The sequence below is a fragment of the Sorangium sp. So ce426 genome (genome assembly GCF_051475585.1).
Lineage (GTDB): Bacteria > Myxococcota_A > Polyangia > Polyangiales > Polyangiaceae > Sorangium > Sorangium cellulosum_B.
Map to the genome: position 1 here is coordinate 1,568,320 of NZ_CP150341.1, position 13,653 is coordinate 1,581,972.

12 protein-coding genes are annotated in these 13,653 nt (G+C 72.9%); 10 read left to right on the plus strand and 2 right to left on the minus strand.

All coding sequences use genetic code 11. From position 1 onward, the window contains the following. Nucleotides 1–90 precede the first annotated feature (90 nt). From WMF44_RS05790 to WMF44_RS05815, 6 genes are all read left to right on the plus strand, one after another. Complete coding sequence (locus WMF44_RS05790; protein ID WP_437301532.1) at nucleotides 91–1,086, plus strand: NAD-dependent epimerase/dehydratase family protein; 996 nt, start codon at nucleotides 91–93, stop codon at nucleotides 1,084–1,086. A 4-nt stretch (nucleotides 1,087–1,090) separates the two neighbouring features. Then, nucleotides 1,091–2,251 carry a glycosyltransferase family 4 protein gene (locus tag WMF44_RS05795; RefSeq protein WP_437298119.1) on the plus strand — a complete coding sequence of 387 codons (1,161 nt, stop codon included), beginning with the start codon at nucleotides 1,091–1,093 and terminating at the stop codon, nucleotides 2,249–2,251. A gap of 179 nt (nucleotides 2,252–2,430) precedes the next feature. Then, complete coding sequence (locus WMF44_RS05800; protein WP_437298120.1) at nucleotides 2,431–4,551, plus strand: DUF4215 domain-containing protein; 2,121 nt, start codon at nucleotides 2,431–2,433, stop codon at nucleotides 4,549–4,551. A 169-nt stretch (nucleotides 4,552–4,720) separates the two neighbouring features. Beyond that, nucleotides 4,721–5,476, plus strand: a complete 756-nt coding sequence (locus WMF44_RS05805) for a ribonuclease HI (RefSeq protein ID WP_437298121.1) — start codon at nucleotides 4,721–4,723, stop codon at nucleotides 5,474–5,476. A 73-nt stretch (nucleotides 5,477–5,549) separates the two neighbouring features. Further along, the gene (locus WMF44_RS05810) at nucleotides 5,550–6,566 is read left to right on the plus strand and encodes a peptidylprolyl isomerase (protein ID WP_437298122.1); all 1,017 of its coding nucleotides are present in this window, start codon (nucleotides 5,550–5,552) and stop codon (nucleotides 6,564–6,566) included. Beyond that, nucleotides 6,518–7,042, plus strand: coding sequence for a YkgJ family cysteine cluster protein (locus WMF44_RS05815; RefSeq protein ID WP_437298123.1), 525 nt, complete (start codon nucleotides 6,518–6,520; stop codon nucleotides 7,040–7,042). Before WMF44_RS05810 ends, WMF44_RS05815 begins: the two co-directional genes overlap by 49 nt. Before the next feature lie 18 nt (nucleotides 7,043–7,060). Here the strand turns inward: WMF44_RS05815 and WMF44_RS05820 are convergent, their stop codons facing one another. Beyond that, nucleotides 7,061–8,542, minus strand: coding sequence for a serine/threonine protein kinase (locus WMF44_RS05820; protein WP_437298124.1), 1,482 nt, complete (start codon nucleotides 8,540–8,542; stop codon nucleotides 7,061–7,063). Then, a complete protein-coding gene (gpmI, locus tag WMF44_RS05825; RefSeq protein ID WP_437298125.1) occupies nucleotides 8,543–10,174 on the minus strand; it encodes a 2,3-bisphosphoglycerate-independent phosphoglycerate mutase in 1,632 nt (543 codons plus the stop codon). 102 nt (nucleotides 10,175–10,276) lie between these two features. Between gpmI and WMF44_RS05830 the strand changes: the two genes are divergently transcribed. The 4 genes from WMF44_RS05830 to WMF44_RS05845 all read left to right on the plus strand — a co-directional run bounded on the left by WMF44_RS05830 (nucleotide 10,277) and on the right by WMF44_RS05845 (nucleotide 13,629). After that, nucleotides 10,277–10,843, plus strand: coding sequence for a Uma2 family endonuclease (locus WMF44_RS05830; protein WP_437298126.1), 567 nt, complete (start codon nucleotides 10,277–10,279; stop codon nucleotides 10,841–10,843). A gap of 748 nt (nucleotides 10,844–11,591) precedes the next feature. Then, nucleotides 11,592–12,140 carry a hypothetical protein gene (locus WMF44_RS05835; RefSeq protein WP_437298127.1) on the plus strand — a complete coding sequence of 183 codons (549 nt, stop codon included), beginning with the start codon at nucleotides 11,592–11,594 and terminating at the stop codon, nucleotides 12,138–12,140. Next, nucleotides 12,137–13,099: an HTTM domain-containing protein gene (locus WMF44_RS05840; protein ID WP_437298128.1), complete on the plus strand. Its 963-nt coding sequence runs from the start codon at nucleotides 12,137–12,139 to the stop codon at nucleotides 13,097–13,099. Before WMF44_RS05835 ends, WMF44_RS05840 begins: the two co-directional genes overlap by 4 nt. Before the next feature lie 59 nt (nucleotides 13,100–13,158). After that, a complete protein-coding gene (locus WMF44_RS05845) occupies nucleotides 13,159–13,629 on the plus strand; it encodes an NUDIX domain-containing protein (RefSeq protein ID WP_437298129.1) in 471 nt (156 codons plus the stop codon). Nucleotides 13,630–13,653: the final 24 nt, after the last annotated feature.

Sequence of the window (13,653 nt, forward strand, 5' to 3'; positions counted from 1 at the left end):
GGGCCGCAGGGGACCGAAGGACGCAATGCACCGGGGCATTGCGGTGGGCAACGTTCCATGGGCGAAACGACAGGAACAGCGGTGGGCACCATGCAGGATTACAAGGACCGGCGGATCATCGTGACCGGTGGGGCGGGCGCGATCGGCGGCTCGCTCACGGCGGCCCTGGCCGACGCGGGCGCGGACGTGATCGTGGTGGACGACCTCTCCTCCTCCTCCCGCTGGGGCGTCCCGGCGCGGCGCAACGTGCGCTTCGTGGAGGGGAGCGTCGTTGATGACGACCTGCTCGCGGCGGTGTTCCGGGAGCGGCCATCGCATGTCTTCCACCTCGCCGCGCTGTTCGCGAACCAGAACTCGGTGGACAACCCGGAGCGCGATCTCGAGGTCAACGGCCTCGGCACATTGCGGGTGCTGCAGCACGCGCGGCGCAGCGGGGCGCAGCGCGTCGTCTTCGCCTCGTCCGGGTGCGCGCCCTACGGCAGCGACCCGCCGCGCCCCGTCCACGAGGAGCACCTCGCGCTCGATGTCCACACGCCTTACCAGGCCACCAAGCTGCTCGGCGAGCTCTATTGCAATTATTTTTGCGGTCATTCGGCCGGCCATGATGAGCTGAGCACCGTGCGGGTCCGCCCCTTCAACTCGTATGGTCCGGGCGAGGTCCCTGGCCGATACCGCAATGTGATCCCCAACTTCGTCTACTGGGCCCTGCGCGGCGAGCCGCTGCCGATCACCGGGACGGGAGAGGAGACCCGCTCGTTCACCTACGTGGGCGACATCGTCGACGGGTTTCTCCGGGCGGGCGCCGCGGCGGCCGCCTCGGGCGAGGTGTTCAACCTGGCGTCGGGCGAGGAGATCGCCATCCTCGACGTCGCGAGAGCCATCAACGAGTTGACGGGCAACCGCGCCGGCGTCCGGTTCGTCGGGCGCCGGGCGTGGGATACGCAGCGCCGTCGGGTCGCGTCCACCGACAAGGCCCGTCGCGTCCTCGGCTTCGAGGCGCAGACGGGCCTGCATGAGGGGCTCGCGCGCACCGTGGCGTGGTTCCGCGAGCGCTGGGCCCAGATCGAGGCCGACGCGCGCTTCTAGGGACATGCGCGTCGCGCTCTGGGGCCCCCTCCCGCCGCCCGGCGGCGGAATCACGCGGTGGATGCGGAACTACCTCGACGCGGCGGCAGCGGCGGGCATCGAGGCGGACGTCATCGACACCTCGCCCCGGGCCGCCTCGACCGATCCGACGAGCAGGCTTCGGCCCGCGCGCGTTGTCCGCGCGGGCGAAGCGCTGGCGGCGCTTCACCGGCTGCTCGCGCGGCGCCGGCCGGATGTCGTTCATCTGTGCACCACCCTGTTCTGGGCGACCGCGCGCGACGGCCTCGCGGTGGAGCTGTGCCGTCGCGCGGGGGTGCCGGCCGTGCTCCACCTGCGCCTGTCGCCGCAGATCATCGCCTGGCATCGGGCCCTGCCGTGGCCGGCTCGGCAGGCCGTGCGCGCCGCGCTGGGCCGCGCCGCGGCCGTCATCACGCTCTCGGAAGAGCTGCGGTGTTACGTGCAGGCCTTGGTTCCAGGGGGCCGCGTCCTCCGGATCGCCAACCCGGTCGACACCGACGTCTTCCACCCCGCCGCCGCGCCGCGCTCGCCCGGCCAGCCGCTGCGGGTGCTCTTCGCGGGGCTCGTCACGCCGCAGAAGGGGGTCCTGGAGCTCGCGCGGGCCGTGCTGGCGGTCGAGGGCCTGACCCTCGCGCTGGCGGGGCCTCGCGACGCAGGCGGCGCCGCCGGCCCGTCCCGCCGTCTCGACGAGGCGCTCGCGGAGCTCGAGCGGCGAGGCCGCCTGAGCCTGCTCGGCGAGGTGCCCGAAGACGCGATGCCCGCTGTCTACCGCGACGCGGACGTCTTCTGCCTACCGAGCCATGGCGAGGGGCTGCCCAACGCGTTTCTGGAGGCGATGGCCAGCGGCCTGCCCTGCGTCGTCACGCCGGTCGGCGGGGTGCCGGAGGTGATCCAGGGCGAGGGCGGTCGGGTGGCCCTCCTGGCGGCGCCGAGAGACGAGGACGCGCTGCGGGGCGCGCTCCGCTCCCTGCGCGACGACCCTTCCCTGCGGGCGCAGCTCGGCGAGGCCGCGCGCCGGCGCGCCGTGCGCCGCTATGCGAGCCGGACGATCATGGCAGAGTACGCCGCGCTGTATGCGCAGCTCGCGGCGGCCGACGCCTCGCGTCCCGAGCCCCGGGGCGAACATCACGGCTGCGCGGGGCCGTAGACCGCGCGCCGCGGGCGCCGCGCGTCGCGATAGGGGCTCTCCCGATCCGCTTGGCTGCTGGCGTCCTCTCGATTCCATATCAGTCTAGTGCGCCGATGATCGACCGCCTGCGCGTCCGTCAGGCTCGGATCGAGCCTTGAAGGGACGTCGCCGTTCCCGCCAGAAGCGAAGGAATCGAGGTGTCAGTGCGAGCGGACCTCTTCAGAAGCGCTCCGTTCACGAAGGTTCTGTCGCCGCTCGTCATCGCTGCTGCTTTGACCGCGGTCGACTGCGATCGTCCCCGGCAGGCGCCGGGGCCGGAGGCCGGCGACGGCGGGAACGGTGGAAGCGGCGGGAACGGCGGAGGCGGCGAGGACGGCGGAGGCGGCGAGGACGGTGGGGGCGGAGGGGACGGCGCGCCTTGCCTCACGGCCGCGGACTGCCCCGGGGTCGACGGCGCGTGTCGGCTGCGCACCTGCGAAGGCGGCCGGTGCGCCCTCGACGACGCGCCGCGGGGAAAGCCCGTGGGCGAGCAGGTGCTGGGCGACTGCAAGGCGCGCGTTTGCGACGGGCGTGGCGCCGTGATCGAGCTCGACGACGACCAAGACACCTTCTCTGACGGAGACCCGTGCTCGGCCGACGTGTGCGTCGCCGGGGCGCCGAAGAACCTCCCGGCGCCGGCGACCACGGAGTGCGGGGGACCCGACGCCATTGGAGCGCGCTATTGTGATGGGAACGGCGCTTGTGTCGAGTGTCTCGTCGCCGGTGATTGCCTGAGCAACATCTGCGTCGAGAACAGCTGTGTCGCGCCCGATTGCGGCGATGGCGCGGTGAACGGCGCCGAGACCGGCGTCGACTGCGGCGGCTCGGAGTGCGTGCCGTGCGCGGATCTCGAGGACTGCCTCACTGGCGCGGACTGCCGGAGCGGGATCTGCGCGGACGGCAGGTGCCGCGCGTCGTCGTGCACCGATGGCGCGACGAACGGGGCGGAGACCGACGTCGACTGCGGCGGACCGGCGTGCTCGCCTTGCGCCACCGGCAAGGCGTGCGCCGCGGACGGCGACTGCCTGGGCGGCCGCTGCTCAGGGACGACGTGCCTCCCGTCGTGCACCGACATCGCCCGGAACGGGGCGGAGACCGATATCGACTGCGGCGGCCCCGCGTGCGTCGGGTGCGCCGCCGGAATGCGCTGCGCCGTCGGGCGCGATTGCCTGAGCCACGTGTGCAGCGCGGCAGGCACCTGCGCCGCGCCGGCCTGCGGCGACGGCGTGGTCAACGCCGCCGCCGAGGCGTGTGATGACGGCAATACGAGCAATACGGACGCGTGCCTCACCACGTGCGTCGCCGCCTCGTGCGGGGACGGGTTCGTCCGCGCCGGCGTCGAGGCGTGCGACGACGGAAACGCGAGCAACACCGACGCCTGCCCGACGCGCTGCGCGCGCGCTGTGTGCGGGGACGGGTTCGTCCGTGCCGGCGTCGAGGCGTGTGACGACGGGAACCGGAGCGCGGGCGACGGCTGCAGCCCAGGGTGCCTCCTCGACGGCTGCGGCGACGGCGCGATCCAGGCCGGCGAGGAGTGCGACGACGGCGACGCCGACAGCGCCGACGGCTGCCCTATCACCTGTCGCCACGCGAGGTGCAGCGACGGCTTCGTGCGGGACGGCGTCGAGGGCTGCGACGACGCCAACACGTCGAGCGGCGACGGCTGCAGCGCGGGCTGCGTCGTGGAAGCGCGGTACACCTGCCGGGGCACGCCGAGCGTGTGCACGTACGCCAAGGAGCGCAACTGCAGCGACGCGGCGGACGATGACCTCGACGGCGAGACGGACTGCGACGACCCGGACTGCGCGCTCGGCTGCGACGATGCCGTCGGCGCGTGCTCGCCCGGGCAGATGCTGTGGGTGCAGTCGTCCACGGACATCCCCAAGAACGTCACGGATCGCGCGGTCGCCGCCAGCGTCCTCCCCGTCGTCTCGAGGGGCGCGATCCGGCGCGTGACGCTCGAGCTCGATATCGTGCATACGTTCGACGGAGATCTCGATATCTCGCTCACCTCTCCGGCCGGCGCGACGGTCGATGTGTCGAGCGACAACGGCGGCTCCGGCGACAACTACCGGAGGACCGTCTTCGACATGGGCTGCGCGACCTCGGTCATGGGGGCGATGGCGCCGTTCCGCGGCTGCTTCCGCCCGGAGTCGTCGTTCGTGGCCTTCCTCTCGGGGCCGGCGAACGGCACGTGGACGCTCCGGGTCGGGGACGACGCCGGGTCCGACTCCGGTACGCTGACCGCGTGGTCGCTCGCGCTCTGCATCGACCCGTGAGCGCAGCGCGGCGCGGCCGCGCGCGCGCCGAAAGCCACGCTGTCCGCCGTGCGCGCCGCGAGGGCTGCGGCGAGGGCAGGCGCGGCCGCGCCCGGCCGGCGCGATCGGCCGGGCTCGCCTGGCGTGCTCTCCCGTACCGGCGGCCTTCGATCCATGCCAGGGTGCGCTCGTGCCCTGGGTCCGCGCATCGCTTCGAGGTCAAACCGTCTATGCTCGCGCCGACGCCGCCGGCGCCCTGGTCGCGGAGGAGGGCGGCGGCGTCGAGATCCGCTACAAGCCGCACGACGGCCGCAGGTACAAGGCGCGCGCCGACAACCTGACCGTGATCGACCCGAAGGTGTTGCCCGACGACACCTGTGGGCCTGCGGAGGCGGTCGTGAAGGCGCGCGCCGGCGAGCAGCCCGAGGGGGGCGCGGCCGCCCCGGCGCCGGCCGGGCGCTCGCAGCGCAAGGCGCCGGCGCGGGGGGAGTCCGGCGCGGCGCCCGTCCCGGAAGGGGCTGTCATCGTCTACGCGGACGGCGCGTGCTCGGGGAACCCGGGGCCCGCGGGGCTCGGCGTGGTGATCATCGACGGCGGCCGGCGGATCGAGCGCAGCGAGTTCCTCGGCACCGCGACCAACAACATCGCCGAGCTGACGGCCATCCTCCGCTCGCTCGAGGAGGTGGACGAGCCGGGGCGGCCCATCGTCATCCACACGGACAGCCAGTACTCGATCGGCGTGCTCCAGAAGGGGTGGAAGGCGAAGGCGAACACCGAGCTCATCGCCTCGCTGCGCGGCGCGCTCGCCGCGCGGCCGCGCGCGCGCCTCGTGTATGTGCCGGGGCACGCGGGCGTGCTGCTCAACGAGCGCGCCGACGCGCTCGCGCGCGAGGCCGTCCGCGAGCGCGCCTCCCGTCGGACGGTGTACCCCGGCTCCGGCGGCTGAGTCCGGGGCAACCCGGGCCGCGCGGGGCCGGAAACGCGTGGAACCGCCTGGGGCCCAGTGGTAGAGGCGCGCGATGCGTGTTCCGCTCCGCCTCGCCCTCGCCGGGCTCGTCGCCGCCGCCGCCTTCGCCTCGCCGCTCGCCCACGCGGTCGTGAGCGAGCGGATCGTCGCCGTCGTCGGCGATCGCGCCATCCTGCTCTCGGATCTGCGGCAGCGGGCTCGCCCCTTCCTGCTGCAGATCCAGGCCAGGGTCCCGCCGGGCGCGCAGCAGGCGGCGGCCGAGTCGCAGGTCTTCCGCGATCTCCTCCAGAAGATGGTGGACGAGGAGCTCGAGGGCCAGGCCGCCGAGAAGGCCAATATCCGCGTGACCTCCGAGGAGATCGAGAACGCCTTCCGGAACATCGCGGCCGCGGAGCAGATGACGGTCGAGGAGCTGTTCCGGGCGGCGCGGGCGAGCTCGGGGCTCACCGAGCAGGAGTACCGCGACGAGATCCGCCGGCAGATCCTCGAGGGCAAGATGCTGCAGCTCCGGGTGAAGGGCCGGGTGCGCATCACCGAGCAGGACGTGCGGTCCGCCTTCGATCGGCTGGTGCGCGAGGAGCGCCGGCGGCGCGACTACCACCCGGCGTGGATCGTCCTGCGCGTCCTGCCCGGCTCGAGCGCCGAGGCGGTCGAGGAGCGCCGCGCGCTCGCCGCGGCGCTCGCGGAGCGCGCGCGCGGCGGGGAGGATTTCGCGGCGCTCGCGCGGCAATTCTCGGACGACACCGCGACCCGCGAGGAGGGCGGCGACCTCGGGGTCCGCGCGCCGCAGGGGACGCAGGCCGCGGTGACCGGCCAGCGCCAGGTGATGGCCCCGGAGCTCGAGGCCGCGCTGATGGCGATCGAGCCGGGCGGCGTGGCCGGGCCGATGCGCGCGGGCGACGCGTTCGTGGTCATGAAGCTCCTGAGCCGCCAGCCGTCCCGCTTCACGACGCTCGAGGCGGCTCGCCCGGAGGTCCTCCAGCGGCTGCAGGCGGAGATCATGACGAAGGCCAAGCAGAAGTGGCTCGACGACCTGAAGCGCGGGACGCACGTGGAGGTCCGGCTCTGACGCGCAAGGGCGAGCGGGGCGCGACGAGCGCGACGAGCGCGGCGCGGGGGGGCAGCGCGAGCGGCGGGGGAGATGCGGTCGTCCCCGAGTGCACCGCGTGCGGCACCTGCTGCTTCTCGGCCCTGCCGGAGTACGTCCGGGTCTTCGGCTGCGACCACGATCGCATGGACGATCGCGCGCGGGGGCTCACCCACTTCATCGGCAACCGCTGCTACATGCGCATCGAGGACGGCCGCTGCGCCGCGCTCACGCTGGACGCGGAGCACGGCCGCTTCCTCTGCTCGATCTACGAGGTGCGGCCCGACTGCTGCCGCGCGCTCGAGCGCGGCAGCGGCGCGTGCCTCGGCGAGCTTCACGAGAAGCGGGAGCGGCCGCTCCTCGCCCTCGAGGCGCTCCGCCGCCGCGCGGGCGGCGCGAGCGGCGAGGGCGACGCGGGGGGCGCAAGCGGCGCGGGGACGGCGGGCGGCGCCGCGTAGGCGCGGCTGGCGTCGCCCTCAGGGCGACGCGTCCCTGTCCGGAACCGGCGGCGCGCCCGCGTCGAGCGCGCTGCGATCGAGCCGCATGCTCACGTCGAGCGTGACCGTCTGCCCCTCGGAGACGGTGATCGTGCGCTTCTCCTCGGGCGCGTTCGGGTGCCGGAACGTGACGTAGTGCCGTCCGGCCTGGAGCGGGATCGCCCGCGCCATCGGCGTCACGTCGACGAGCTCCCCATCGATGACGACCTCCGCCCACGGCCTGGCGAGGACCTTCAGGTAGCCGCGCTCCTCCGAGCGCGCGCCGGGCTGCCTGGCCTCGGCGCTGGGCGGCTCCGCGGCGTCGTGCTGGCGGAGGCTGAGCTCGATGAGCGCGCCGCCCGCGACGACCAGCGCGAAGACGCCGACGAGCCGCCCCACGTCGGGCGCGAGCGACGGCGCGCTGCGCTGCTCGACCGCGGGGCGCGCGGAGGGCGCCTGCGCGGGCGGCAGCTCGTCGCCGCCGAGCTTGGCCGCCGCGAGGGCCCTCGCGATGAGCGCGCGCGGCTGCGGATGGCCGCGCTCCGCGAGCTCCTCGGCCAGGGCGTCCGCGACGGCGCGGCCGCTATCGTAGCGCTGCTCCGGCTCTTTCTCGAGGCACCGGAGCACCACGCGCTCCAGGCCGCGCGACACGTCGGGCACGAGCCCCCGCAGCGGCTGCGGCGGCGCGTTGCGGATCCGGTGCGCGACGGCCCTGCCCTCGGCCCACCGGTCCTCGTCGCGCTCGCGCGGCGCGCCGGGCGCGCCCGGCGCGCGGTTCGGCGCGTGGCTCGACGTGCGGTCCGACGTACGATTGGCATCCTCCGGCCCCGCCTTCGGCTCGTCGAACGGGCGCACGCCGGTGAGCATCTCGTACAGCACCACGCCGAGCGTGAACACGTCCGCCTGAGGCCCGGGCTCCGCCCCGAGGATCTGCTCCGGCGCCATGTAGTCGGGCCGCGCGAACGTGTCGCTGCCCTCGAACGGCTCTGGCAGCGAGGGTTGCCGGCCGTCGGACGCCGCCGCGAACTCCAGGATCTTCACCCCGCCCGCGGGCGTGACGATGACGCGCTCGGGGCGCAGCTCGCGGTGCACGACGCCCCGCTCGTGCGCGTGCCCGAGGCCGCGCGCGATCTCCAGCGCGATGGCCGCCGCGGCGCCCTCGTCGAGGCGGCCGGCGCGCGCGCACAGGGCCGCGAGCGTCGGCCCCGAGAGCGGCTCCAGCACGAGCCATATCCGGTCCTCGTCGCGCTGGAAGTCGTGGATGTCGATGATGTTGGGGTGCCGGATGCGCGCGAGGATCTTCGCCTCGCGCTCGAGGCCGGCCGCGAACGCGCTCGCGGCCGACACCGTGGGCTTGAGCGTCTTGATCAGCGCCGCCCGGCCGAGCCCCGCGTGCTCGGCCCGGTACGTCACGGTCAGCGCCCGCGACGAGACGGCCTCGCGCAGGATGTACGGGCCGAGCTGCCTCTGGTCGGCGCCCACTTACCGCTGTCGGACGCGGAGCGTGCGCCCCGTCATCGCCGCGGGCTGCGGGAGGCCGAGGATCTCGAGCATCGTCGGCGCCACGTCGCAGATGCGGCCGCCGGACCGGAGCACGATGCCGGGGTCGTTCTTGTTCAGGTAGTAGAGCGGCACCGGGTTGAGCGTGTGGGCGGTGTGCGGGTTGCCGTGCTCGTCCTTCATCTGCTCGCAGTTGCCGTGGTCCGCGGTGATGATCAGCGCGCCGCCGGCCTCGCGCACGGCGTCCCCGATGGCGCCGAGCCCCTTGTCGACCGCCTCGTTGGCATGGATGGCGGCCTCGAGGATGCCGGTGTGCCCGACCATGTCCGGGTTCGCGAAGTTCACCAGGATGAAGTCGTACTTGCCGCTCTTGATCGCGGCGACGACCTCGTTCGCGACGCCCGCCGCGCTCATCTCCGGCTTCTTGTCGTAGGTGGCGACGTCGCGCGGCGAGGGCACGAGCTTCCTGTCCTCGCCCGGGAACGTCTCCTCGCGGCCGCCGTTGAAGAAGTACGTGACGTGCGCGTACTTCTCGGTCTCCGCGCAGCGGAGCTGCGTGAGCCCGGCGCGGGCGATCACCTCGGGGAACGACTCGGTCACCTCGTCCTTCGGGAACGCGACCGGCAGCTTCAGCGCCGCGTCGTACTCGGTCATGCCGCTGTAACAGTTCTCCTGGAAGGCGAAGACCGGCTTGCCCCGGTCGGAGAGGAGCTCCAGCACCTCGGCCGGCAGGTTCCGCCGCGTGAGCATCGCCGAGATCTCGCGCATCCGGTCGGGCCTGAAGTTGACGGCGAGGCCGACCTCCTCGCCCTGCCACTCCCAGCGGGGCTCCTGCGAGGCGAAGTCGGCCACGAAGTCGCCCTTGATGCCGTTATAGTCGCCGATGCGCACGGGCTCGACGAACTCGTCCGTCTTGCCGGCCGCGTACGACTGCTGGATCGCGTCGAACGCCGTGTCGGCCCGCGGCGCGTCGCCGCGCACGATCGCGGTGTAGGCCTTCATGACGCGGTCCCAGCGCTTGTCGCGGTCCATGGCGTAGTACCGGCCCGAGATGGTGCCGATGACGCCGATGCCCTGGAGCGCCTCCTCGATCTTCTCGACGTAGCCCCACGCGCTCTTCGGCGGCGTGTCGCGGCCGTCGAGGAACGCGTGCAGGACGAGGGGCACCTCGTGGAACTTCGCGAGCTTGATCAGCGCGAGGAAGTGGTCGAGCGACGAGTGGACGCCGCCGTCGGAGACGAGCCCGAAGAGGTGCACCCGGCACTTGCGGTCCTGCGCGATCCGGAACGTCCGGTCGATGATCTCGTTCGAGCCGAGCTTGTTCTCGGCGATCGCGACGTCGATGCGCGAGATGTCCATCAGCGCGATCCTCCCCGCGCCGAAGTTCAGGTGGCCGACCTCGCTGTTGCCCATCTGCCCCACCGGGAGCCCGACGTCCGGGCCGCTCGTCCCGATCAGCGTCTTCTCCGAGTCGTGCTTGATCGCGTCGAGGTTCGGCATCGCCGCGAGGGCGATCGCGTTCTGGTCCTTTTCTTCGCGCTCGCCGAATCCATCGAGGATGCAGAGGACGAGCGGACGGGGGCGTTGCGTGGGGGAGGGGGCTGCTTCGCTCATGGCGGCGGAATCTACAACGAACCCGCGGCGATCGGAGGGGGGCTGCTCACGGATTTTCGCCGGGCGAGCCGCCGCACGCGGCGTGCATGCTAACATCCGACCATGTCCGATTGCGCCCGTCGCGCCACGTACCAGGATGTGCTTGACACGCCGCCGAATCAGGTGGCGGAGGTCCTGAACGGCGTCCTCCACGCGACGCCGCGGCCCTCCGTGTCCTCCCGCAACGTGACGTCGGTGCTCGCGGGCGAGCTGTACCTGCCATTTCGCCGGGGCATCAAGGGGCCTGGCCGGTGGGCGCTGCTGGTCGAGCCCGAGCTGCACCTCGGCACCGATCCGGACATCGTGATCCCTGACATCGCCGCGTGGCGCCGCGATCGGATGCCGCAGATCCCGATGCGGAACGCGGCGATCTTCCTCGCGCCCGACTGGGTGTGCGAGGTGATCTCGCCGTCCACCGAGGCGCTCGATCGCCGCGAGAAGATGGAGATCTACGCGCGCGAGCTCGTGGCGCACTACTGGCTGATCGACCCGAGGCTCCGGCTCCTGGAGGTCTACCGCATCGACGGTGGGCGGTTCGCGCGCGTGGGCGCGTGGGAGGGTGACGTCACCGTGCGCGCGGCGCCCTTCGACGCCGTGGAGATCGAGCTCGGCGTTCTTTGGCAGGAATAGCGCAGGAATAGCGCAGGAATAGCGCAGGATCTGCCGTCGCCGGTCGGCGTCGAGCCGCGCGCCAGGCGAGGTGCGTGAGGTCCGCTTTATCGTGATTGTCACCCCAAGATCGGGGAAGCGACGACCGTCCGCCGCCGGATGCAGCCGGGGCGTGCGGCTTGCATGGGTGTCGAGGACAGTCGGCCATGTTCGGCGCTCGTCATGTGCAGCCGTCACACGGGGGGAACATGAAGCGCATCAACATCATCGGCCTGCTGGCCGCGCCGCCCGCATGCCTCGGGGCAGCGCAGCTCGCATCGGCCGCACCCACGACGCCCGTCGAGGAGCTCGTCCTCATCGCGGAAACACGAGCTCCCGTCGCCGCGGATGCGGCCGGCGCTCGTCCTGCACGCCAGTGGCCCTGGTACGGTCCCTGGTACGGGTCCTGGTATGGTCATTGGTACAGGCCCTGGCATGGGTACTGGCACGGTCATTGGCACGGTCATGGTCACTGGCACGGTCATGGTCACTGGCACGGTCATGGTCATTGGCATGGTCTCTGGTACGGGCACTGGCGGTGACATGACCGGCGGCGGCCCGATGGGGGGCCTCGCCCCCTCGGCCGGCGGACGCCCGAGGGAGGGCAGGGCGGATCGCTGAGGGCGCCGGCGCCGCGGCAGGAGAGCGGGACGGGCGGCCCTCTCCCGGTATCGCTCTCGTCGGTCAGGTTCGCGGGCGCTCGCAGGCGGGCACACCCGGAGGGGACTGCATGGAGGGAAAGCGGAACCGCCGGAGTCACGCCGCAGCCCTTGTCGCCGTCGTGGGCCATCTGGGCCTCGTCGTCATGGGGGCTCTCCAGATTCATCCCGCGGGAGACGGCTGGCTTGCGCGGGCGCTCGCGGTTTACGGCGCGCTCTCCGGGGCCGAGAGCGGCTATGCCTTCTTCGCGGACAGCATCACCCCGCTGCCCAGGGCCAGCTTTCACGTCTCGGATGCCGGCGGTGCGACCCTCACCGACGCCCTCGAGTCGGGCGCCAGCCGCGAGACGGAGATCCGGATACTGAACCTCATCACGCCTTTCTTGAGCGTGGAAGACCCGACGATCCAGCGCTCGATCGCTGCCTCGTGGGCGGGCAAGGTGCTGGCGAGACACCCCGCGGCCGAGAGCGTCCTCGTCCGACTGGAGACGTGTGATCTGCCGTCGATGCGGGAGTACCGGGAGGGGAAGCGGTCCAGCTGGAACCTGCAGTACGAGGCGAAGTTCATGATCCGCTCGAAGCTCCGGACCTCTCGAGAGGCGAGCGGGGGTGCGCGGTGAAGGAGCCATCGATCGGCCTCCGCGGGGTGGCCGCAGGCGCCGAGCCCGCGCGCGTCCTCCGCGCGATCGAGCGCTTCGCGCTGGCGCCGGCCTCGGCGGCGCCGCTCGCCGCCCTCCGCATCGGGCTCGCGGCCGTGCTCTTGCTTCAAGCGGCGCTCGTCGCGCCCGCGCTCTTCGAGCTCTACGGCCGGTCCGGGATCCTCCAGGGGCCTCTGCGCGACGTGTTCGCGAGGACCGATCTGCCGCGCATCGGCTGGGCGGTGGAGCTCCTCGCCCCGCTCGGGATCGGGGAGGATCCGGTCATCCTGGGCACGGGCGTGATCTACGTGGTTGCCCTCGCCGCGCTCCTGGTCGGTTGGTGCACCAGGGCCGCGGCCTTCCTGGCGTGGCTCACCCACCTGATGCTGGTGACGACGGCGAGCTCCACCGTCTATGGCGTGGACAGCTTCGCCAGCATCTTTCTCTTCTATCTCCTCTGGATGCCCTCGGAGGCCGCGTTCTCCATGGATCGCCGGCTCGGGCGCGCGCGCGGAGGGCCCACGCCGGCAGCCCGGCTCGGGTTGCGCGTGGTGCAGCTGCACCTCTCGTTCGCCTACCTCGTCAGCGGGCTGGGAAAGGCAGCGGGCGAGCCGTGGTGGGATGGCGAGGCGATCTGGCGTTCGGTCATGTTGCCCGAATACCGGCAGTTCGACCTCGCGTGGCTCGCCGGCGCCCCCTGGCTCGCGGCGGTCGCCGGGTGGACGGTGCTGCTCGTGGAGATCGGCTATGGCTTCCTCATCTGGCCGCGCCGCACGCGGCTGCCATGGGTCGTCGCCACCATGGCGCTGCACGCCGGGATCGCCTTGTTCATGGGGCTCCTCGTGTTCGGCGCCCTCATGGCGGTGCTCACCATCGCCGCGTTCGCGGTGCCGAGCGAGCCGCCCGGGCCGGCGGCTCCGGCTGGCGCGGCGCCGGGGTGATCCTCACGTCCCCCCTTCTGGCGAACGGCGCTCCCGGATAAGCTGTCGCAGGTCCGATCATGTCCCGCACGGCCATCCCGACCTGGTGCATCGCCGTGGTGCTGGTGAGGCACCGGAACCGGTTCCTCCTCGTGCACGAGCGCAAGCACGACCAGCGCTGGTATCTGCCGGCGGGCCGCGTCGAGCCCGGGGAGACGTTCGCGGAGGCGGCGCGGCGCGAGGCGCTGGAGGAGAGCGGCGTCCCGGTGGAGCTGGAGGGCATCCTGCGCATCGAGCACAGCCCGGGCCCCTGGCAGGCGCGCTTCCGGGTGATCTTCCTCGCGCGGCCTCGGGACGCCACGCCCCCGAAGAGCCAGCCGGACGAGCACTCGCTCGAGGCGCGCTGGGTCACGCTGGAGGAGCTCGCGGCCTTGCCGCTGCGCGGCCCCGACGTGGAGCGCTATTGCGGCGACGTGCTGGCCGGAGCGCAGGTCTTCCCGCTGTCGCTGCTCGGGGCCGAGGGGGGGCCGCTCCTCGTGAGCGGCCGCTGAGGCGGCGCCCCCCGCGCCGTGGCG